This is a genomic window from Paraburkholderia eburnea (genome assembly GCF_002917095.1).
GTDB lineage: Bacteria > Pseudomonadota > Gammaproteobacteria > Burkholderiales > Burkholderiaceae > Paraburkholderia > Paraburkholderia eburnea.
This window is the reverse complement of the sequence record NZ_PQGA01000029.1, coordinates 24,781-44,636: the sequence shown is the minus strand read 5'-3', so window position 1 is coordinate 44,636 and position 19,856 is coordinate 24,781. Positions and strand designations below refer to the sequence as shown.

Sequence of the window (19,856 nt, the reverse complement as noted above, 5' to 3'; positions counted from 1 at the left end):
CTCCCCAAACAACCGCCACCCCATCGCGATCGCCATCCCTATCGCACAAGCGCAGCAAGCATCTCCATCGTCGTCGCTCCCGTCGCCAAATTGTCCTGGCGCCAGTTTCGCTAGCCCCAGGCTCGGCGAACTATCGATTGCGGCAGGAGAGATCGACGCCGGATTTACTTCGCGCGGGGCGGCTCGATGCCTTCGCCGGCACGATGCTGCTTGCCCACGCGTAACGCACTGACCGCCGCAGTGACGGCGCGGGCGACGTTGGCAACCTCCGCCTGCAAGTTTGTGTCCGCATCGAGCGCGAGGTGCGAGGTGGCATACGGCTCGGAATAGCCAATCATTCGGTCAATACGGGCCAATGCGCCCGCATCGATCCAGCCCATCCAGTCGAGCCAATCTGCCAGCGTCCGTCGGGCACCCTCGATCCCGGCCACATCGACATGAACAACCGGCCCGTAAATGCGTCCTGCCAGATGCTTCGGAAAATCCCATCCGCGAATTATCGGTTTTCTCCTTGAAATCCGCTCATCTGATAAGAAAACCTCATCGACGCCCCGCACCGGCCCCGTTCGGGCCATTGAGCGCACGGCCGACCGATTCGATGCGCCAGAAGCGTTCCCTACGTTTTACGTCAGGCGGAAACGAGTCGAAGGCGCGAGCCTGACTTTCATAGGCTTCGATGGCGCGGCGCTTGATCGCCGCCGCATTGCTCCGCGCCGCCGCGCCAAAGGCGCGCGGGTGTACGAAGCACGCCCGCAGTCCATCGTCCCGCAGGCGCGTCAGTCCCGCTTTCAGCACGCCCGGCATGGCGCGATAGATCGCATCCTCATAGGCAATGCAACCGGCGAGCCGCCTGCTGCTCACGAGTCGCCTGCACGCCGCCCCCACCAGTTCATGATCGGAGTGCCACAGTCCAAGCGGACACACGGGCAGGCAACTATCAAAACGGCGAAACTGTGCTTCCAGCGCATCGGCGACTTCGGCCACACCCGGCGGCACCCCATATTGCGAATCGAGAAAATCCAGCCAAAGCGGGGCCGCGCCGCAAAGCGCAAGCGCGCGCTCGTCTTCTTGCCAGCGCGCGTCCATCGCCTCGTGTGCGTCACCGAATCCGCTAGCTGTGTCCCAGTCGGTGCGCAGCGGCTCGACGGGTTTTCCCGCGAACACCGTACACACTACGGAACCCGCGCAGCGCGCAAGCAGACTGCCGCAACTGAGTACGGCATCGTCGAGATGGGGCGAAACGACAATAAGACGCGGCGAAGCGGATGGCGTTATCGCAGGTCTTGCGGCGGTTTGGGTGGCGCCTGGCGGCATTGCAGCTCCTGTGGCGGGGAAAGAAAACAACGCGCGTGCAAATGTCACGCCTGGCCGCCGACTTCTCCCGTTCAAGCGGCACGCGATGTGCGCTCGGGATGCCACGGACGCGCCACGCGGGCGCTCGCCAACCGTCAACTCGATGAGGGAGAAACAGTCATGAACACACGCAACACTCTGGTCGCCGTCCTCACCAGTCTCATGCTCGCGGCTTCTGCCGGGGCGCTCGCCCAAGGCGCTGGCGGCGGCAACGGCGGAACCGGCGGCGGTAGCAACAGCACGGGGAATACGCCGGCAGGCGCGAGCGGCGAAGGCAGCGGCAATGCCTATCCGGACCAAAGCGCGTCGGGCACGGGATCGGCAAGCCATAAGTCGATGCAGCGCTCGCATACGAAGTCGCACGCGAAGACGAAGAAGCCGATGAACGATACGACCAACACGCCCGGTGCCGACGCCAGCAGTGATACGAAGGGGCAATAACGTAACAGCAAAGGTGGCGGGCGCGCTGCCGCCGCAGGCGGGCTAACAGCGGAACGGCGTGCCTGCGCTACGCGGCACGTCGCTCCTCTGAACGGAGCACTACTCGTGTGCCGGCGCGGCGGAGCCAACAGCCGCGGGCAAAGCCAGGTCCGACGCCGCTGCTGGCTGAGCCTTGCCCGCGACGATTCGCTCGTGCCAGACGCTCATGCTGTCGTTGCCGACGTCGTGGGCAATGCAGTGTGGCGCGTGACGGGCGCCGCGAGCAAGACTGCCGGCGAAACCACGAACGCGCATTCGCCCGGTTGATTTCCTGTCACGGCCTGGACTCGCTCTCGATCGCCTCGATCAGTGCGGGCACCGTGACGGGCTTCACAAGACACGCGGAGAAGAGATCGCGCGCGGCATGGGCGGCAGCGACACGCGCGAATTCCCCCGTCATTCCCAGCACTGCGACGGGACGCGCCACGCCGCGCGCCTGTTCCAGTTCGCGCAGTGACTCGACCACGTGCGCGCCGTCTTCGTCGCCGAGGTGCAGATCGCAGAGCGCAACAACAGGCCATTGCGCGCTTTCGCGCCCGCGCAGCGATTCTAGCCACGCCGCGCCGCCCGCATACACCTCCACCTGCGCGCCGTGCAACGTCAGCGCCGCCTCCAGCGCGTCGCGGGTTTCCTCGTCGTCGTCCAGCACGGCAATGCGTAGCCCTGCGAGTTCGCACGGCATCCGCGAAGGACTATGCGGTGCCGGTGGTTCGGGCACCAGCGCATGCAGAGGCAGGGCAGCGGCGTAGCGCACGCTATGATCCTGCGGATCGAGAGTGAGACTCGCACCCGCCTCGCGCAACAGCGCTTCCACACGCGCCAAGGCTTCATCCGCGAGCGGCGCGGGCCGCGGGCCACCGGTCACGCCGAGCAGCACCGTATTGCCATCGCGTCGCGCGCCGAAGCGTACCTCGCGCGTCGCCGGCTCCGTCTCGTTCTTCGCGAGCACCACCAGCGCCTGCGCCAGCGCGTCGGCATCTTCCGCATCGACCCAATGGCTGTCATTTTCTTCGATGCTCGCGCGCACTCCGCCCTCGCGCACCGTCGCCGCCGCCCGCCCGAGCAGTTCCGCGACATTCACGGGTGCGGTCGCGAGGCGACGCCCCGCATGTTCCAGATCGTCCTGCTGCCACTGCATCGCCCACATCTTCGCGTAGACGCCTTCGCGCGCGCGCAGTGCTTCGTGACGCCCCGACTCGACGATGCGCCCATGTTCCATGACCAGGATCAGATCGGCATCGACGATGGTTGACAGCCGATGCGCGATCACCAGCGTCGTGCGGCCGCGCGCAAGCCTTCGCAGTTCGTTCTGGATGGCCCGCTCGGAACGCGTATCGAGCGCCGATGTCGCTTCGTCGAAGACCATGATGCGCGGATTCTTGAGAATCGCGCGCGCGATCGCGATGCGCTGCCGCTCGCCGCCCGAAAGCCGCACCCCCCGCTCGCCCACGCGTGTTTCGTAGTGATCGGGCAACCGCTCGATCAGGTCGTCCAACTGGGCGGCGCGGGCCGCGCGCACGATGTCGGCACGCGTGGCCCGAGGCTGTCCATAGGCGATGTTGTAGGCGATGGTTTCATTGAACAGCACCGTATCCTGCGGCACGATGCCGATCGCGTCGCGCAGGCTCGACTGCGTGACGCGCGCAAGATCCTGTCCGTCGATCTCGACGCTGCCCCGCTGCGGGCGGTAGAAGCGAAATAGCAGACGTATCAGCGTGGATTTGCCGGAGCCGCTTCCGCCCACGACAGCCACGGTCTGCCCCGGCGCCGCCGTGAAGTCGATATCGTGGAGCACGGCCTGCCGCGTTTCATAGCCGAAATCTACGTGACGAAACCTCACCTCGCCGTCGAGCACGTGGAGCGCCTGCGCATCGGCCATATCGGCATCTTCGCCTGGCGTGCCGCGCGCGGCGAGAATGCCGAACAACCGTTCGATGTCCACGAGCGCGTCGTTCGCTTCGCGGAACACGAAGCCCAGCGTATTGAGCGGCGCGCACAACTGAATGATGTAGGCATTCACGAGGATGAGATCGCCAATCGTCATCGCGCCCGCCAGGACGTTCTGCACGCCAATCAACATCACCGCGGCAATGCCTGCCGCCACCACGCCGCTCTGCCCCACATGCAACGCAGTCAATGCGCGTTGATTGGCCAGCCGCGCGAGCACCCATTCGTCGAGCAAGCCACGCAGGCGGGAGACCTCGTGCTCGCCGGTGGAGAAATACTTCACGGTGTCCTGGTTGAGCAGGCTGTCGACGAGCCGGGCATCGGCGCGCGCCTCCAGGGCATTCACGGCGCGCTGGAACACCAGACGCCGCCGGGTAAAAATCGCCGTGTACGCCGCGTAAAAAGCGAACGTTGCCGCGATCGCGAGCACGAAGCTCTGATCATAGCGATCCGCGATGATCGCGACGACCACGACGATTTCGATGAACGTCGGCAACACGGAAAACAAGGCCGTGCCGAGTAGAAAACCCAGCGCATCCGCACCCTTTTGCACGTCGCGCACGATCGCCCCCGTCTCGCGCTGCGCATGAAAGCGCGCCCCCAGCCGGTGTAGCTGTGCGAACGTCCGCTCGCGCAGCGACGCGACCGCGCGCTGCACCACCACGCTGAATGCAACGTCGCGCGCTTCTCCCAGCGCATCGGACAGAAAGCGCAGCAGCGCATAAGCGAGCGCGAGAAGCACGGGTACCAGCGCGAGCCGGTGTGGCGCCCCCAGATGGTCGATCAGATGCTTGAGCGCAATCGGCACCGAGACCGCGCCCAGTCGCGCGAGGATCATGAGCGCCGTCGCCGCCGCCGTGGCGGAAGCATGCTGCCACAACGCCGCGCCCAGCGCGCGGGCGATCCGCCTGCGCTGCCCGCGCATGGAGCGGCCCCCGGCTGAGGCTTCATTCATCTGCCGCTCCCATCTGCTACCTCCCTGGCCAACACGCGCGCAACGACGGCGAAGCCGTGCTGTGCGCAATCCTTGCTCCCGTGCCGCGGGTTGCCGCGCTTTTCGGAAACGGGACGATTGGCACGTCAAATGCTCTCGTCGTTGCACCCGGTGCAACATTCGCGGCGCAGGTCCGATCGAGCTGCCCGCGCCGGCGCACTCACGAGGCCTTCTGTTCGGTTAGCCGATTCCTGCGAGGAAAGTCCCATGAAAATTGCACTCATCAGCGAACATGCTTCGCCACTCGCGCTGGCGGGCGGCGTGGATACCGGTGGACAGAACATCTATGTCGCACACGTCGCGCGTCAATTGCAGCGCGCGGGACATCAGGTTGACGTCTTCACGCGGCGAGACCGCGCCTTGCTGCCGCCGATCTCGCTGATGGACGGCATCCGCGTCGTGCACGTGCCCGCGGGTCCTCCCACGCAGCTGCCCAAGGAAAAGCTGCTTCCGCACATGGGGGAATTCGCCTCGTTCGTCGTCGATTTTTGCAGCCGGGAAGCGCAACCCTACGACGTAGTGCATGCGAACTTCTTCATGTCGGGCATAGCGGGACTGGCTGCAAAGGATGCACTGCGCGTGCCGCTGGTCATGACGTTCCATGCGCTCGGCCGCGTGCGGCGGCTGCACCAGGGCGCAAGCGATGGATTTCCCGATGAGCGCTTCGCGATCGAAGACGAAATCGTGCGGCGCGCCGACTGCGTGATCGCGGAATGTCCTGCCGACGAGTCCGATTTGATCGAACACTATCGGGCCGAACCGAAGCGAATTGCCGTGGTGGCCTGCGGTTTCGATCCCGAGGAGTTCGCCCCGGTCGAGCGTCGCGAGGCGCGCAGGCATGTCGGCTGGCCGCGCGACGAATTCGCGGTTCTGCAACTGGGCCGGCTCGTGCGCCGCAAAGGCATCGACAATGTCGTGCAAAGCATCGCGGCGCTACAGGCGGGCTATGGCGTGAAGGCGCGCCTCTACATCGTCGGCGGGGACGCCGACACCCCGAACGAACTTGCCACGCCGGAGATCGCGCGGCTGCGCGGCGTCGCACATCGTTACGGGATCGAGGACCGGGTGGTCTTCGTGGGTCGTCGCGAGCGGGCCGCGCTGCGCTACTACTACAGCGCCGCGGACGTATTCGTCACCACGCCCTGGTACGAGCCCTTCGGCATCACCCCTCTCGAAGCGATGGCCTGTGCCACGCCTGTGATCGGCGCCGATGTGGGCGGGATCCGTCACTCGGTAAGGCATGGCGAGACCGGCTGGCTGGTGCCAGCGCGCGACCCCCACGCGCTGGCCGCCCGCCTGCATGCGCTGTACGCCGATCCGGAACAGGCGCGCGCCATGGGCAAAGCAGGCCGCGCGCGCGCCGAGGCCTATTTCACCTGGCGACGTATCGGCCTCGAACTCGAAGAAATCTACGCGCGTCTGGTCGGCAGCCGGGCCGCGCCATCCAGCCGGCGTCGGGCGGACGCCGACAGCGAAAGCGCCGCGGCGCAGTCCTTGCGCGTCGTGGGCTCGATGTGACCATGCCCGGTGATCGAATGTGACGACTTCAGTATGCCAAGCGGAGCCGGTATGAACAGGACTTCTAATCAGCGTCCTGCCGTCTTTCTCGACAAGGACGGCACGCTGCTCGAAAACATTCCCTATAACGTCGATCCCGCGAAAATGCGGTTCGCGCCGGGTGCCGGCGAGGCGCTCGAACTGCTCGCCCGCTCGCCTTTTCGGCTCGTCGTAGTCAGCAATCAGGGGGGCGTCGCGCACGGACGTTTTGCGCAAGAGGCCTTGCACGGCGTCGAAAGGCAGTTGCGGCGCATGTTCGAGCGCTGCGGCGCGACGCTCGACGCTGCCTGCTGGTGCCCGCACGATCCTGCCGGTCACGTCATGCCGTATGCGAGCGCGTGCCTCTGCCGCAAGCCGCAGCCGGGGATGCTGCTGCGCGCGGGCCGCGAACTCCGGCTCGACCTGACGCGAAGCTGGATGGTGGGCGATATCCTGAACGACGTGGAAGCCGGCAATCGTGCGGGCTGCCGCAGCGTCCTCGTGGACTGCGGCAACGAGACCGAATGGCAGAGCGCGCCGCGACGCCTGCCGTATGCGATCGTCGCCAATCTCTACGAAGCCACCCAGATGATCGTGGAGCGTCACGCCTACGAGAGCAGGGGGCCCCGCGCCATGTGCGAGACGGTGCTGCGATGAACGGCACGCCTTTCCCGCGCGCGCCGCTCCAAGCCCACGCGCGCACGCCCGGCGTCGCGCCCGCAGCCGCACCGTGGGACGCGGAGGTGCGCCGCATTCTTTGCGTGCGCCTCGACAACATGGGCGACGTCCTGATGACCACGCCGGCCCTGCACGCCCTGCGCGAGAGCGCGCCGCGCCGTCACATCACGCTGCTGGCCTCGCCGGCGGGAGCCGCGATCGCGCGCCATCTTCCCGACGTGGACGACGTGATCGAATACGACGCGCCCTGGAGCAACGCCACCCGCAGCCCGGCAAGCGGCGACGAGGCCGCGCTGCTCGCGCAGTTGCGCGCCGGCTCCTTCGACGCCGCAGCCATCTTCACGGTCTACAGCCAGAACCCGCTACCCGCCGCGACCCTGTGTTTCCTGGCCGGGATCGAGCGGCGGCTCGCTCACTGCCGCGAAAATCCCTATGCGCTGCTGACGCACTGGATACCCGATCGCGAACCTCACGCCGAACTCCGCCACGAGGTCGAACGCCAGTTGGCCATGGTGCGAAGCGTGGGCGCCCGCGTAACGGATGCGCGCCTGCGGCTGCGCGTGAGCCCCGCGGCTCGCGCGACGCTCGCCGACAAGCTGCGCATGCGCGGCGTCGAGCCCAGCGTGCGCTGCGTGGTCGTCCATCCGGGCGCGAGCGCGGCGTCTCGCCGCTATCCCGCCGCGCTGCACGCCCGGGCGCTCGATCTGATCGCGCCCGCCGCGCCCGGCCCCATCGTGCTCACCGGCAGTCTGCAGGAAGCCGCGCTGACCGCGGAGGTGTCGAGCTACATGAGCGCCCCCACTCGCGCGCGGGTGATCGACTGCGCCGGCGCGTTCACGCTCGCCGAACTGATCGCCCTACTCGAACAGGCCGCGCTGCTGATCGCCAACAACAGCGGTCCCGTGCATCTGGCGGCCGCGCTCGGTACGCCGGTGGTCGATCTCTACGCGCTCACGAATCCCCAGCACACACCCTGGATGACACCGCATCGGCTGCTGTATCGCGATGTGGACTGCCGCTGGTGTTACCGCAGCATCTGCCCCGAAGGCCATCACGCCTGTCTGCGCAGCGTGCCGCCCGCCGAGGTCGCCCGCGCGGCGCACGAATTGCTCGGCTATGCGCCGCCACTGCCAGCCCGTGCCGTTGTGCCTGTCCATATCGTCTGACATTCCAACGCTTACTGGAGTCCGCCGCCATGTACACATTGGGAATCAATGCCGTCTACCACGACAGCGCCGCTGCGCTGCTGCAAGACGGAGTCGTGATCGCCGCCGCCGAGGACGAACGCTTCACACACGTGAAGCACGCCAAGCGGCCCGTCCCGTTCTCGACCTGGCAATTGCCCTTCGACGCCATCGACGCCTGTCTTGCCCAAGCGAACATCACGCTCGCCGACATCGATCACGTGGCCTATTCCTACGACCCCGCGCTGTTTCCCGCGATGCCCACGCAGCCGGGCGCCACCATCGCGTTACCTTTCGATCCGACACAGGTGCGCGCGCAGCCGGGCCCGCAAAATCATGAAAACGGCTCGCCGTGGGATCCGCTCTTTCTGAGCTATATCGTCAACGCCAAAGCCCAGTTGCTCGACGGCGCGCCCCATCATCTGCGCAGACGCTTTGCCGGCGTGGACCGCGAGCGGGGTTTCGAGTGGCATTTCGTCGAGCATCATCTTGCACACGAAGCCAGCGCGTTTCTCGCGAGTCCGTTCGACAATTGCGCCGTGCTCACCATGGACGGCCGGGGAGAAGGCGTGACGACCAGCCTCGGCGCATTCCGCGACGGCGTGTACAAGCGCATTACGCAGGTAGAACTGCCGCATTCCCTCGGGCTGCTCTACGAGGCTGTCACGGGCTGGCTGGGCTTCCTGCACTCGTCCGATGAATACAAGGTCATGGCGCTTGCCTCGTTCGGCGAGCCGCGCTACCTCGACGCCTTTCGCGAGATCGTGCATTACCGCGGCGACGGCCACTACACAGTCGCCGAGCCGCGCCTCGTCGAACGCTTCGGCGCGCCGCGCGAACGTGGCGGCCCGCTGGAGCAGCGGCACTACGACATCGCCGCGTCGCTGCAACGTGTGCTTGAGGAAACCGTGCTGGAAATGGCGCGCTGGCTGCACGCCCGCACGGGGCTGCGCCATCTTTGCATGGCGGGCGGCGTGGCGCTGAACTGCGTGATGAACGCCTTCGTGCGCGACCACGGTCCGTTTGACGATGTCTGGGTGCAACCCGCCGCCGGCGATGCGGGCACGGCGCTGGGGGCGGCGCTCTGGACGGATTACCGTCTGCGCACCGAGGCCGCGCGCGCAGCGGGCGAAACCCGCGCCGAGCGGCACTGGCGAATGGACCACGCCTACCTCGGTCCCGCCTTCGACGACGACGCCATCGAAAGCTTCCTGCGCTGGTCGAAAACACCCTACCGGCGTCTGAACGATATCGCCGAAGAAGCCGCGCAACTGCTCGCCGACGGCCAGGTCATCGGCTGGTTCCAGGGCCGCACGGAATTCGGGCCGCGGGCGCTGGGCGCACGCTCGATCCTCGCCTCGCCGGTCGATCCCGGCATGCAGGCGAAGCTCAACGAGATCAAGGACCGCGAGGATTTCCGGCCCGTCGCGCCCGTGGTGCTGGAAGAGCGCGCCAGCGAATGGTTCGTCGATGCGCGGCGCGCGCCCTTCATGCTGTTCATCTTCGATGTCCGGCCCGAAAAGGCCGCGCGCATTCCGGCCGTGCGCCATGTCGATGGAACCGCGCGCGTGCAGACCGTGAACCGTGCGCAGCACGCGCTCTACTACGACCTCATCGCGGCATTCGAGCGACGCACCGACGTGCCGGTGCTCGTCAACACCTCGTTCAACACGCGCGGCGAGCCGATGGTGAATTCGCCGCGCGACGCGCTTGAGTCGTTCTGGACCTCGCCGCTCGACGCGCTCGTGATCGGGCCGTTTCTGGTCAGCAAGACGCCTGCCTCAGCGAAGGAGCGCGCATGAAAGCCGCCGACGTCGAACTGCGCGAATCGCGGCCCATCGGTGCGCCGGAGCCGTCGTTCGATGGCTATCCGGGCGCGCTGCTCGAACATCTGCGCATTGCCGTGGTGGTGCCCACTTTCCGGCGCGCCGCCCTGCTCGAACGCTGCCTCGACGCGCTGTGCGCGCAGGATCTGCCGACCGCCAACTATGAGATCGTGGTGTGCGATGACGGCCCGGACGAGTCCACGCGCGAAGCCGTCGGGCGCCGCGCCGCGCGGGAGGCACCGCGCGGTCTCGCGATCCGCTACGTGCCGGTGCGCGATACGCAAGGCCCGGCCGGGGCCCGCAATGCCGGCTGGCGGGCCGCGCGCGCGCCGCTGATCGCCTTCACCGACGACGACACTGTGCCGCAACCCGGCTGGCTGCGCGCCGGTCTTGCGGCGCTCGAACGCGCGCATGCGGTGGCGGGGCGTATCGTCGTGCCGCTCGAAGGCGCGCCGAGCGACTATGAACGCGACGCCAGTGGCCTCGCGCAGGCCGAATTCGCCACGGCCAACGCCTTCGTGCGCCGCGCGACGCTGGCCGAAGTAGGCGGCTTCGACGAACGTTTTACCAGCGCCTGGCGTGAGGATTCGGATCTGCAGTTCGCCCTGCTGCGCGCAGGTGCCTCGCTGGCGCGCGCCGACGATGCCGTGGTCGTGCATCCCGTGCGCCCCGCGCGCTGGGGCGTGAGCCTCGCGCAGCAGCGCAAGAGCCGGTTCGAGGCGCTGCTGTTCCGCAAGCATCCCGCGCTCTACCGCGAGAGCATCGCCGCGGGGCCGCCGCTGCTTTACTACGGCGTGCTCGCGAGCGTGCTCGTCCTTGCGATGGCGCTCGCGCTGCGGCACACCGGCATCGCGCTGGCGGCGCTCGCGATCTGGCTCGCGCTGACCGCCAGCTTCTGCGCGCGGCGCCTACGCGATACGCGCCACGACGCGCTGCATGTGCTCGAAATGATCTGGACGTCGCTATGGATTCCGTTTCTGTCGATCTACTGGCGGCTGCAAGGCGCCGTCAGCTATCGCGTCTGGTTTCTTTAAAAGGGTGCGCCGATGATCCCGCTTTTCGACACGCCTGCGCCACGCCGCATCGTCATTTTCCGCGCCCTGCAACTGGGCGACATGCTCTGCTGCGTCCCCGCGCTTCGCGCGCTGCGCGCAGCCTGCCCACATGCGCATATCGCGCTCGTGGGACTGCCGTGGGCGCGCGACTTCGTGGCGCGCTATCCGACATTGCTTGACGAATTTATCGCTTTTCCGGGGGCGCACGGCTTTCCCGAGCAGGCCGAGGACGAGAGCGGCCTGCCCGCGTTTCTCCACGCGATGCGCCTGCGCCGTTTCGATCTGGCGATCCAGTTGCATGGCAGCGGCGGCGTCGCCAACGCGCTGGTGCACGCGTTCGGCGCGTGCGCACTCGTGGGCTTTAGCCAGCCCGGCGAAACTCCGCCGCCCGGGCGCTTTCTAGCCTGGCCCGACCGGCTGCCCGAACCGCAGCGCTATCTCGCGCTGCTGCACGCGGCCGGCGTGCGCGGCCGGGCCTTGCGCGACGATACGCTCTGGTTTCCGCTACACGACGCCGATCGCGCCGCCTGCGCGGCGCTGATCGATCACCATGGACTCGATCCGTGGCGGCTCGTGCTGGTCCATCCGGGCGCGCAGCTGCCGTCGCGGCGATGGCCCGCTGAGCGCTTCGCCGCGCTGGCCGACGCACTCGCCCTCGACGGCTGGCAGATCGCCGTAACGGGCACGGCGCATGAACGCGAGTTGACGGCTGGCATGCTGGGCGCGATGACGCAAGGCGCCCGGCATCTCACCGGGGAGACGACGCTCGGCGCGCTCGCGGCACTTGTGCGGGCGGCACGCCTGGTCGTCTGCAACGATACGGGGCTTTCGCATCTCGCCGCCGCGATGCGCACGCCAAGCGTGGTCGTGGCCTGCGGCAGCGACACGCGGCGCTGGGCGCCGCTTGACCGCGCGCGCCATCGCGTGATCGCCGACTGGCCCGAATGCCGTCCCTGCATGTATCCGGTTTGCCCGCACGGCCATCCCTGCGCGCTCAATGTGAGCGTCGAAGAGGTGGCGACGCTCGCGCGCACGCAATTGCAGGGCGCCGATGGTCCGCCCACGACCCGCCCACCGATGTATCCAGACGCCCCGCACGATCAACGGAGCCTGCCGCCATGCTGATGCGAAACCCACGCCCCTTGCGCGTGCTGACCTGGCACGTGCACGGCAATTACCTCTACTACCTGACCCAGGCTCCGCACGAATTCCATATCGTCACGAAGCCCGGCCATCCACCCGGTTACGCAGGCCGCGTCGGCGCCCTGCCGTGGGGCGCCAACGTCCACGAAGTCGCCGCGCAAGAGGTGGTGTCGCGCGAATTCGATCTGATCGTCTATCAGCACCGCAGTCACTGGGAGCACGACCGGCTGGACCTGTTGAGCGAAGCGCAACGGCGGCTGCCGCGCGTCTATATCGAACACGATCCGCCGCAGGAAGCGCCCTTCGCGCAGCGTCACTGGGTAGACGATCCGGGCACGCTGCTGGTGCACGTCACGCCGTTTAACGCATTGATGTGGGACAGCGGAAAGACCCCCGCGCGGGTGATCGAACACGGCGTACTCGTGCCCGGCGACGCGCGCTATCGCGGCGATCGCGTAGGCAACCGCGCGCGCGGCATCGTCGTCGTCAACCATCTGCGTGAACGCGGACGGCGTCTGGGCGCCGATGTGTTCGAAGCCGCGCGGCGCGACGTGCCGCTCGACCTGGTCGGCATGGATGCGCAGAGTCTGGGCGGAATCGGGGAAATACCGAACCCCGATCTCCCTGCCTTCATCGCGCCTTATCGCTTCTTTTTCAATCCGATCCGCTGGACGAGCCTCGGACTGGCAATCGTCGAGGCAATGACAGTCGGCCTGCCGATCGTGGGCCTCGCGACCACGGAGCTTGCGAGCGTGGTTCGCAACGGCGAAAACGGCTTCGTCGATACACGCCTGGATAAGCTTGTCGAATCCATGCGCGCCCTGATCCACGATCCGGCGCTGGCGCGCCAGCTCGGCGACGCGGCGAGGCGCACCGCGCTTGAGCGCTTCGCCATCGATCGATTTGCCCACGACTGGGATGTCGCGCTACGCGAAGTCGCGGCGTAAGTGAAGTGACTGGAGAACGCTCATCATGAAAGAACTGACCAGCAAGCGCATTCTCGTCACGGGCGGCGCAGGCTTTCTCGGCTCGCATCTGTGTGAGCGCCTTGTCGCGCAGGGCCACGATGTACTGTGCGTCGATAACTTTTACACCGGTTCCAAGCGCAACGTGGCGCATCTACTCGATAACGCAAACTTCGAACTGATGCGTCACGACGTGACGTTTCCGCTATACGTGGAAGTCGATCAGATTTACAACCTCGCTTGTCCCGCTTCGCCCATTCATTACCAGTACGATCCCGTGCAGACCACCAAGACCAGCGTGCACGGCGCGATCAACATGCTCGGACTGGCCAGGCGCGTGCATGCGCGGCTGTTGCAGGCCTCGACGAGCGAAGTTTATGGCGATGCGCTCTGCCATCCGCAAACCGAAGACTACTGGGGTCACGTGAATCCCATCGGTCCGCGCGCGTGCTACGACGAAGGCAAGCGTTGCGCCGAGACGCTGTGCATGGACTATCGTCGTCAGCATGGCATGGATGTGAGGATTGCCCGCATCTTCAACACATACGGGCCGCGCATGCATCCGCGCGATGGCCGCGTGATTTCGAATTTCGTCGTGCAGGCGCTCACGGGCGAAGCGCTGACCGTCTACGGCGACGGCTCGCAGACGCGCTGCTTCTGCTATGTCGACGACCTGATCGACGGCCTCATGCGCCTGATGGAGTGCGAGACGCCCTGCGACGGCCCCGTAAACATCGGCAATCCTCATGAAATATCGATGCTGGACACCGCGCGCCTCGTGATCGCGCTCGCGCAGTCGGACTCGCCGATCGCGTTCGCGCCGCTTCCCGCCGACGACCCAAGCCACCGTTGCCCTTCGATCGAGCGCGCGCGGGGGTTGCTGGACTGGACGCCGCATACGCCGCTCGATATCGGGCTGGGCGCGACGCTCGACTGGTTTCGCCGTCTGATCGACGATGCGCACGCCGCCCCCGTCGCCCAAGCCGCGGCGCCGCATGTTTAACGCGGCCGATGCCGAGCAGGCCCACTCACGCCCCATCGCGCAACGCCACGAGCTTGCCGTGCGGATGGCCGCTCTCCAGGCGCGCGAAGGCCTCGCCGATGGCGTCGAAATCGTAACGCTCTACCACCTCGACCGTGATCTCGCTCCGTTCGAGCAGCGCCAGGATGTGTTCCAACTGGGCGCCGTCTGCGCGCGTGGTGTAGCGCGCGGCATGCGCGCCATGCGCCGAGGCCTGGCCCTGCGAAGGTTCGGTCAGCGTTGAAATCAGCGTTCCGCCGGGTTTTAGCACCGTCCACGAGCGCGTCTGCACCTCGCCGCCCATCAGGTCAAAGACGAGGTCAATGTCGCCGGTCACGTCCTCGAAACGCTGGCTGCGGTAGTCGATGGTTTCGCTCGCGCCTAGCGCGCGCAGTGCTTCATGTGTCTGCGCCGAAGCGGTGACGATCGGATACGCGCCGCAGCGGCGCGCGAACTGCACCGCGAAGCGTCCCACGCCGCCGCTTGCCCCCTGGATCAGCACGCGCTCGCCGCGTTCGAGCTTGCCGTAATCGAACAGTCCTTGCCAAGCCGTGAGCGCGGCAAGCGGCGTGGCCGCCACGACATCGACGCCAGCCCCGCGCGGAGCGTTCGCCAGCGCACTCATCGGAACAGCCACATAGTCCGCGAGCGCGCCCTGACCCTGGCCGATGAACGCGCATACGCGCGTGCCCGGCTCCCATCCGCTCGCGCCTTCGGGCCGCGCGACTACGACGCCCGCCACATCGCGGCCGAGCGTGAACGGTAGATCGTGCTGCGTGATCGTCGGATAACGGCCTTCCAGCGTCTTCAGATCCACCGGATTGAGCGCGGCGCCGTGCACCTCGACCAGCACCTCGTCGTCGCGCAACGACGGCAGCGGCACGGTCTCCCGGCGCAGCGCGTCGAGGCCCCCAAAAGCCTTCACGCGCCACGCGCGCATCGTTTCCGGCAATGCACGCGATTCCTGATCCCTATGCGGTTCATTTTGCAGTTCCATGATTTGCTCCTTTTCGACGGTCGATTGCGACGCCGCCAAGGATCGGACAGCGTCGCGCCTCGCAGACTGTCGCGCAATCGACAGACCCAAGCCGGAACGCCCGTGCGGGCAGCGCGCCGCGTGGGTACAACGCATGCGCAGCGCGATTTCGCGGCTTGTGCGTCTTGTGCGTCTTGTTATTGCGATCCGGCCAGCTGCGGTGTGAGTCGGCGCGCAAAAGAAACGATCGAGGATGACCCGCATGAAACACCATTTCCTTAACCCGCACATCAGCGTGATCGTGCTCACTCACAACCGACGCGCGGAGTTGATGCGCACGGTCGCGTCGCTGCTACGTCTGCCCGAGCGGCCCGCGGTCATCGTGGTCGATAACGGGTCGAGCGACGGCTCGCCCCAACTGCTCGCGCATACGTTTCCGGGACTGCAAGTGGTACGCAGCAAATCGAATCTCGGCGCGGCGGCGCGCAACCTGGGCGCGAACCTGGCGAGCACGCGTTATATCGCCTTCAGCGACGACGATACCGACTGGCGGCCGGGCGCGCTTGCCAAGGCAGTGGAACTGCTCGAACGATATAACCGGATTGGCGTGCTGTCGGCGCGGGTGGTAGTCGGCGCGCAACGCACGCTCGACCCGACTTGCGCGTTGATGGCCGACAGTCCGCTCTCCGGCACCGGCCATCCGCTGCGCTCGCTCACAGGATTCATGGCCGGAGCCTGCGTATTTCGCGCCGATCTTTTTCGCGAACTGGGTGGCTACGAGCCGCGTCTGTTCATAGGCGGCGAAGAAGCGCTGCTAGCGCTGGATCTCCTGCAGGCGGGCCACGAAATCGCCTATGCACCCCATCTCGAAGTCCATCACCGGCCCTCGATGTTACGCGACAGCGAACTGCGCAGACGCCTGCTTGCGCGCAACGCGGCGCTGGTCGCGTGGCTGCGGTTGCCCAGCACCGAAGCGCTGGCGGCGACCTGGCGTGCGCTCGGCGCCGCGCTTCGCGAGCGGCGGGCGGCGCGGGCCTGGCTCGCGCTCTGGCGCGATCTGCAATGGGCGTCGCACAACCGCAAACCGGTGGCGGCGCGGGTGTTAAACATGCGCGAAGCAGTGCGCCGCGCGGAGCGTGATGCCCGTTTGCGAAGCACGGGAGCGAAACCTGCTCCCTTATTGCACAAGTCATTCCTCCAGGAGCCCACCATGGCCACCACTCCGAACAAGGACGACAACCCGATCCGGCCCGAACAGTCAGACGTGGTGCAAACCGATCTGCCGGATATCGGCCCCTCGGAAGACCCGGATGCGCCCCCGCTCGATCCTGAGGTCGATCCCGACGCCGAGTCGCTCGATCCCCCCGAGACGACTGCCCGGTAGCTGCTCCAAACTGCGTGAGGGTGCGCTGTGCCAGAAACGCGAAATATCGGAGCAGTCGTTGGAACGACGCAGGAGTCCCGCTATGACGACGAACCCACGAACGGCGAGTGGTCGAGGCGATAAGCCTGCTTCGATATTGATAGACGCCGCCCAGCGACCACGATCGCTTGACGAATGCCACCGGTGTTCGCTGTTCTACGACGCTACCCAGCCGGTACCGGGCGCAGGAAACCCGCACGCAAAGCTGATGCTGGTCGGTGAGCAGCCGGGCGACAGTGAAGATCGCGCGGGTCTGCCCTTTGTCGGCGCTGCGGGCCGGTTGCTCGATTCGATACTTGCGGAAGTCGGTATCGAACGCCCGACTATTTATATAACCAATGCGGTCAAACACTTCAAATGGGAATTACGCGGCAAACGGCGTTTGCACAAGACGCCGGTGCAGCGCGAGGTCGAGGCATGCAGGTATTGGTTGGACTCCGAATTAACACGGATTAAGCCGCACGTGGTCGTTGCGTTAGGGGCAACTGCTCTACGCGCTGTCCTGAATGACCCGCATGCCCGACTCAACGCTTATATGCACGAGCCAACTCGTCGCGGCGATGCGGTGATACTGGCAACGTGGCATCCCTCATATGTGTTGCGCGCGCCGTCGGCGACCGCACGCGAGGACGCACGCGCTCAACTGAGCGCTACGTTGCGCGATGCACGAGCGTTGCTGAGCCGTCGGAAGGAATGAGGACAGGGTATTTTCTAAAACGCGCGCTCCTTGGGGAAGTGTTGCCAGGCCGCCCCCGGCTCGCGACTTCGATTAAGTGTGTTGCGGCGCGCCTGTGTCTGCCCTGAATGTGTCGCCGGCACTGCCCGTATTTTTATCGACTGCCACTACGCGCACGGGAATCGACTTGGCAGCTGGCACCTTGCTCTGTTTCGCGCAGTGCCAGAGCGGCAGCAGCGGATTGCATTCCGGATAGTAGCCTGCCAGACACCCGCGCGGCACGTCATAGGGCATCGCGGCCAGACCCGCAACCTGCCGCACCACGCCATCGGTCGAAATCGTCTGCAGGGTCAGGCGATCGCCCGTGTCAATATCGCGCGCTTTCATGTCGTCGCCATTCATGAGCAGCACCATGCGCGAACCCCGCACGCCGCGAAAGCGGTCATCGTGGTTGTAGATGGTGGTATTGAACTGTCCGTCCGCGCGCAGCGTCATGAGGCGCAACGCGCCGGGCTCGCTCTGCGGCATGTCGGGGTCCTCGTTCAGCGTTTCCGGGACCTGAAACTCGGCTTTGCCGCTCTGCGTTTTCCACTTGCGCTCGCGCGCGGGTAGAGGGCGCACGAAGCCACCTGGCGTCCACATCCGTGTTTCCATATCGTGGAACATCTCGGGCCACGTCTTCGCGATTTCCGCGCGCACGCGCGTGTAATCTTCGCTCCACGCCCCCCAATCGGCAGTGGATCGCTCTCCCAGCGTCGCCTTTGCAAGGCCGGCCAGGATAAACGGCTCGGAACGGATATCGGGCGATGCGGGCTCCGCAACACCGCGGGAACCGTGGAAGCGCGCCGTGCTGTCTTCCATGGAAACGTATTGTTCCCGCCCGCCGCTGCGATCGATTTCGATACGGCTCAAGCATGGGAGCAGCCACGCATCTTTGCCGTGTTCAAGATGGCTGCGATTGAGCTTGGTGGCGATGTTGACGTTCAACTGCAACCCGCGCCAAGCGGCTTCGATACGCGCGCGGTCGGGCACCGAGCGCACCAGGTTGCCGCCGAGATTCACGACAGCGCGCACGCGCCCGTCGATCATGGCCTCGAAGGCTTCGACGGTGTTGAAGCCCGCCTTGCGCGGCGGCTCAAAGTCGAACTGGCGTGCCAGTTGATCGAGAGGCGCGAGTTCGGGCTTTTCGGTAATACCGACCGTGCGCTGGCCCTGCACATTCGAATGCCCGCGCACCGGCGACGGTCCTGCCCCCGGTTTGCCGATGTTGCCGCGCAGAAACAGCAGGTTACAGAGCATGCGCACGTTTTGCACACCCAGACGATGTTGCGTGAGGCCCATACCATAGTGGGCAATCACCGCATTGGACTGCATATAGACGAGCGCGGCGGATTCGATCGCGGCGCGCGAGAGCCCGCTCACGAGTATGATTTCGGCCCAGTCGGTCTCGCGCAGGTATTGCGCAAAATCCTCGAAGCCGACTGTGTGCTCACGGATGAACGCCGTGTCGAGCACCTCGGAGCCGCCGCTCGCAAGCGCGCTGTCATGCGCTTCCAGCACGGCCTTGCATAGACCGACAAGCGCCGCGCTGTCGCCGCCGGGCCGCACCTGGTGATACTGCGTGCTGATCTGGGTATCGCCGGGCAGCAACATGTCGCGCGGCGACTGTGGATTAGCAAAAGAAAGAAGGCCCGGCTCGCGTAGCGGATTAAATGTGATGATCGGCACACCGCGTTTGCGTGCATCCTGAAGCTGGTGAAGCATACGCGGGCTGTTGGTGCCCACGTTGTGACCGAAGAAAAACATCAGATCCGTATGCTCGAAATCGTCGAGACCGATCGTTCCCACGCCCACGCCGATGGCCTGCGTGAGGCCCACGCTCGTGCTCTCATGGCACATGTTGGAGCTGTCCGGCATATTGTTGGTGCCATACATGCGTGCGAACAATTGCAGCATGTACGCGGTTTCCAGCGAAGCGCGACCCGAGGTATAAAACACCACGCTGTCCGGATCGAGCGCCCGCAACTGCGCGCCGATCGCCGCGAATGCCTCGTCCCACGAGACCGGCACAAGGCGATCGCTCGCGACGTCATAACGCATTGGTTCGGTCAGACGCCCCGCTTCCTCCAGATCATGGTCGTGCCATCCCAGCAACTCGCTGACTGTATGCTTCGCGAAGAAAGCGCGATCTGCGCGCTTCGAAGTGGTGTCCCAGGCGGTGGCCTTGGCACCGTTCTCGCAGAACTCAAACGTATGCGGATGAGCGGGTTTGGCCCATGAGCAACTGACGCACATGAAGCCATCCGGCTTGTTCTGACGCGGCAGGATTTTCGCGTCGCGCAGCACCGATCTTTCCTGCACGAGTATGCGCGCGACCGCCTTTACCGAACCCCAGCCGCCCGAAGCATTCGGGTAAGCGTCAGGGTGATGTCTCATCCGTGCGGTCTGCCGGGAAGATTTTCCCATGTTGCGCCTCGCCCAATGCCGTCCATGTTTTCGACGGAGCGCAATCTTCGTTCCGCATGGGGCGCACGGTTTCGCCGGATGCAGACCGGTGCCCCCGTGCTAAAAACCGCTTTTTCCTGCGCGGCGATCTCAG

General features: G+C 66.0%; 15 protein-coding genes and 1 pseudogene. 11 read left to right on the top strand and 5 right to left on the bottom strand.

What is annotated here, in order from left to right; genetic code table 11:
- Nucleotides 1-164: 164 nt before the first annotated feature.
- Nucleotides 165-497, bottom strand: a pseudogene (locus B0G62_RS29005) (NADPH-dependent FMN reductase); the annotation flags it as partial.
- Between the two features lie 43 nt (nucleotides 498-540).
- Entirely contained in the window at nucleotides 541-1,314 is a 774-nt protein-coding gene (locus B0G62_RS29000) for a PIG-L deacetylase family protein (RefSeq protein WP_103707609.1), read from the bottom strand.
- 159 nt (nucleotides 1,315-1,473) lie between these two features.
- Between B0G62_RS29000 and B0G62_RS28995 the strand changes: the two genes are divergently transcribed.
- Nucleotides 1,474-1,794, top strand: coding sequence for a hypothetical protein (locus B0G62_RS28995; protein WP_103707608.1), 321 nt, complete (start codon nucleotides 1,474-1,476; stop codon nucleotides 1,792-1,794).
- Nucleotides 1,795-2,107: 313 nt separating this feature from the next.
- Here B0G62_RS28995 and B0G62_RS28985 read toward each other — a convergent pair whose 3' ends face one another.
- Nucleotides 2,108-4,735 (bottom strand): ATP-binding cassette domain-containing protein, encoded by a 2,628-nt coding sequence (locus tag B0G62_RS28985; RefSeq protein ID WP_244193422.1) that lies wholly within the window; start codon nucleotides 4,733-4,735, stop codon nucleotides 2,108-2,110.
- Between the two features lie 246 nt (nucleotides 4,736-4,981).
- On the opposite strand from B0G62_RS28985, the gene B0G62_RS28980 reads away from it, so the two are divergent.
- The 8 genes from B0G62_RS28980 to B0G62_RS28945 are packed head-to-tail and all read left to right on the top strand — an operon-like array spanning nucleotide 4,982 to nucleotide 14,164.
- A complete protein-coding gene (locus tag B0G62_RS28980; protein ID WP_103707605.1) occupies nucleotides 4,982-6,292 on the top strand; it encodes a glycosyltransferase in 1,311 nt (436 codons plus the stop codon).
- 51 nt (nucleotides 6,293-6,343) lie between these two features.
- Nucleotides 6,344-6,967, top strand: coding sequence for a D-glycero-alpha-D-manno-heptose-1,7-bisphosphate 7-phosphatase (locus tag B0G62_RS28975; protein WP_103707604.1), 624 nt, complete (start codon nucleotides 6,344-6,346; stop codon nucleotides 6,965-6,967).
- The gene (locus tag B0G62_RS28970; protein WP_103707603.1) at nucleotides 6,964-8,154 is read left to right on the top strand and encodes a glycosyltransferase family 9 protein; all 1,191 of its coding nucleotides are present in this window, start codon (nucleotides 6,964-6,966) and stop codon (nucleotides 8,152-8,154) included. Before B0G62_RS28975 ends, B0G62_RS28970 begins: the two co-directional genes overlap by 4 nt.
- Before the next feature lie 29 nt (nucleotides 8,155-8,183).
- A complete protein-coding gene (locus B0G62_RS28965) occupies nucleotides 8,184-9,974 on the top strand; it encodes a carbamoyltransferase family protein (RefSeq protein ID WP_103707602.1) in 1,791 nt (596 codons plus the stop codon).
- Complete coding sequence (locus tag B0G62_RS28960; RefSeq protein ID WP_103707601.1) at nucleotides 9,971-11,032, top strand: glycosyltransferase family 2 protein; 1,062 nt, start codon at nucleotides 9,971-9,973, stop codon at nucleotides 11,030-11,032. The genes B0G62_RS28965 and B0G62_RS28960 overlap by 4 nt, the downstream gene beginning before the upstream one ends.
- Nucleotides 11,033-11,044: 12 nt before the next feature.
- On the top strand, nucleotides 11,045-12,178 hold the full coding sequence (locus B0G62_RS28955) for a glycosyltransferase family 9 protein (protein ID WP_103707600.1): 1,134 nt from the start codon (nucleotides 11,045-11,047) through the stop codon (nucleotides 12,176-12,178).
- The gene (locus B0G62_RS28950; RefSeq protein WP_244193421.1) at nucleotides 12,172-13,143 is read left to right on the top strand and encodes a glycosyltransferase family 4 protein; all 972 of its coding nucleotides are present in this window, start codon (nucleotides 12,172-12,174) and stop codon (nucleotides 13,141-13,143) included. Before B0G62_RS28955 ends, B0G62_RS28950 begins: the two co-directional genes overlap by 7 nt.
- A 25-nt stretch (nucleotides 13,144-13,168) precedes the next feature.
- Nucleotides 13,169-14,164, top strand: a complete 996-nt coding sequence (locus tag B0G62_RS28945) for a UDP-glucuronic acid decarboxylase family protein (protein WP_103707599.1) — start codon at nucleotides 13,169-13,171, stop codon at nucleotides 14,162-14,164.
- Nucleotides 14,165-14,189: 25 nt separating this feature from the next.
- On the opposite strand, the gene B0G62_RS28940 is transcribed toward B0G62_RS28945, so the two are convergent.
- Nucleotides 14,190-15,179, bottom strand: a complete 990-nt coding sequence (locus B0G62_RS28940; protein ID WP_103707630.1) for an NADP-dependent oxidoreductase — start codon at nucleotides 15,177-15,179, stop codon at nucleotides 14,190-14,192.
- A gap of 241 nt (nucleotides 15,180-15,420) precedes the next feature.
- Between B0G62_RS28940 and B0G62_RS28935 the strand changes: the two genes are divergently transcribed.
- Both B0G62_RS28935 and B0G62_RS28930 read left to right on the top strand, forming a co-directional pair.
- On the top strand, nucleotides 15,421-16,542 hold the full coding sequence (locus tag B0G62_RS28935) for a glycosyltransferase family 2 protein (RefSeq protein WP_103707629.1): 1,122 nt from the start codon (nucleotides 15,421-15,423) through the stop codon (nucleotides 16,540-16,542).
- Nucleotides 16,543-16,624: 82 nt separating this feature from the next.
- Entirely contained in the window at nucleotides 16,625-17,278 is a 654-nt protein-coding gene (locus tag B0G62_RS28930; RefSeq protein WP_103707598.1) for a UdgX family uracil-DNA binding protein, read from the top strand.
- 72 nt (nucleotides 17,279-17,350) lie between these two features.
- Here the strand turns inward: B0G62_RS28930 and B0G62_RS28925 are convergent, their stop codons facing one another.
- Nucleotides 17,351-19,693 carry an FdhF/YdeP family oxidoreductase gene (locus B0G62_RS28925; protein WP_103707597.1) on the bottom strand — a complete coding sequence of 781 codons (2,343 nt, stop codon included), beginning with the start codon at nucleotides 19,691-19,693 and terminating at the stop codon, nucleotides 17,351-17,353.
- Nucleotides 19,694-19,856: the final 163 nt, after the last annotated feature.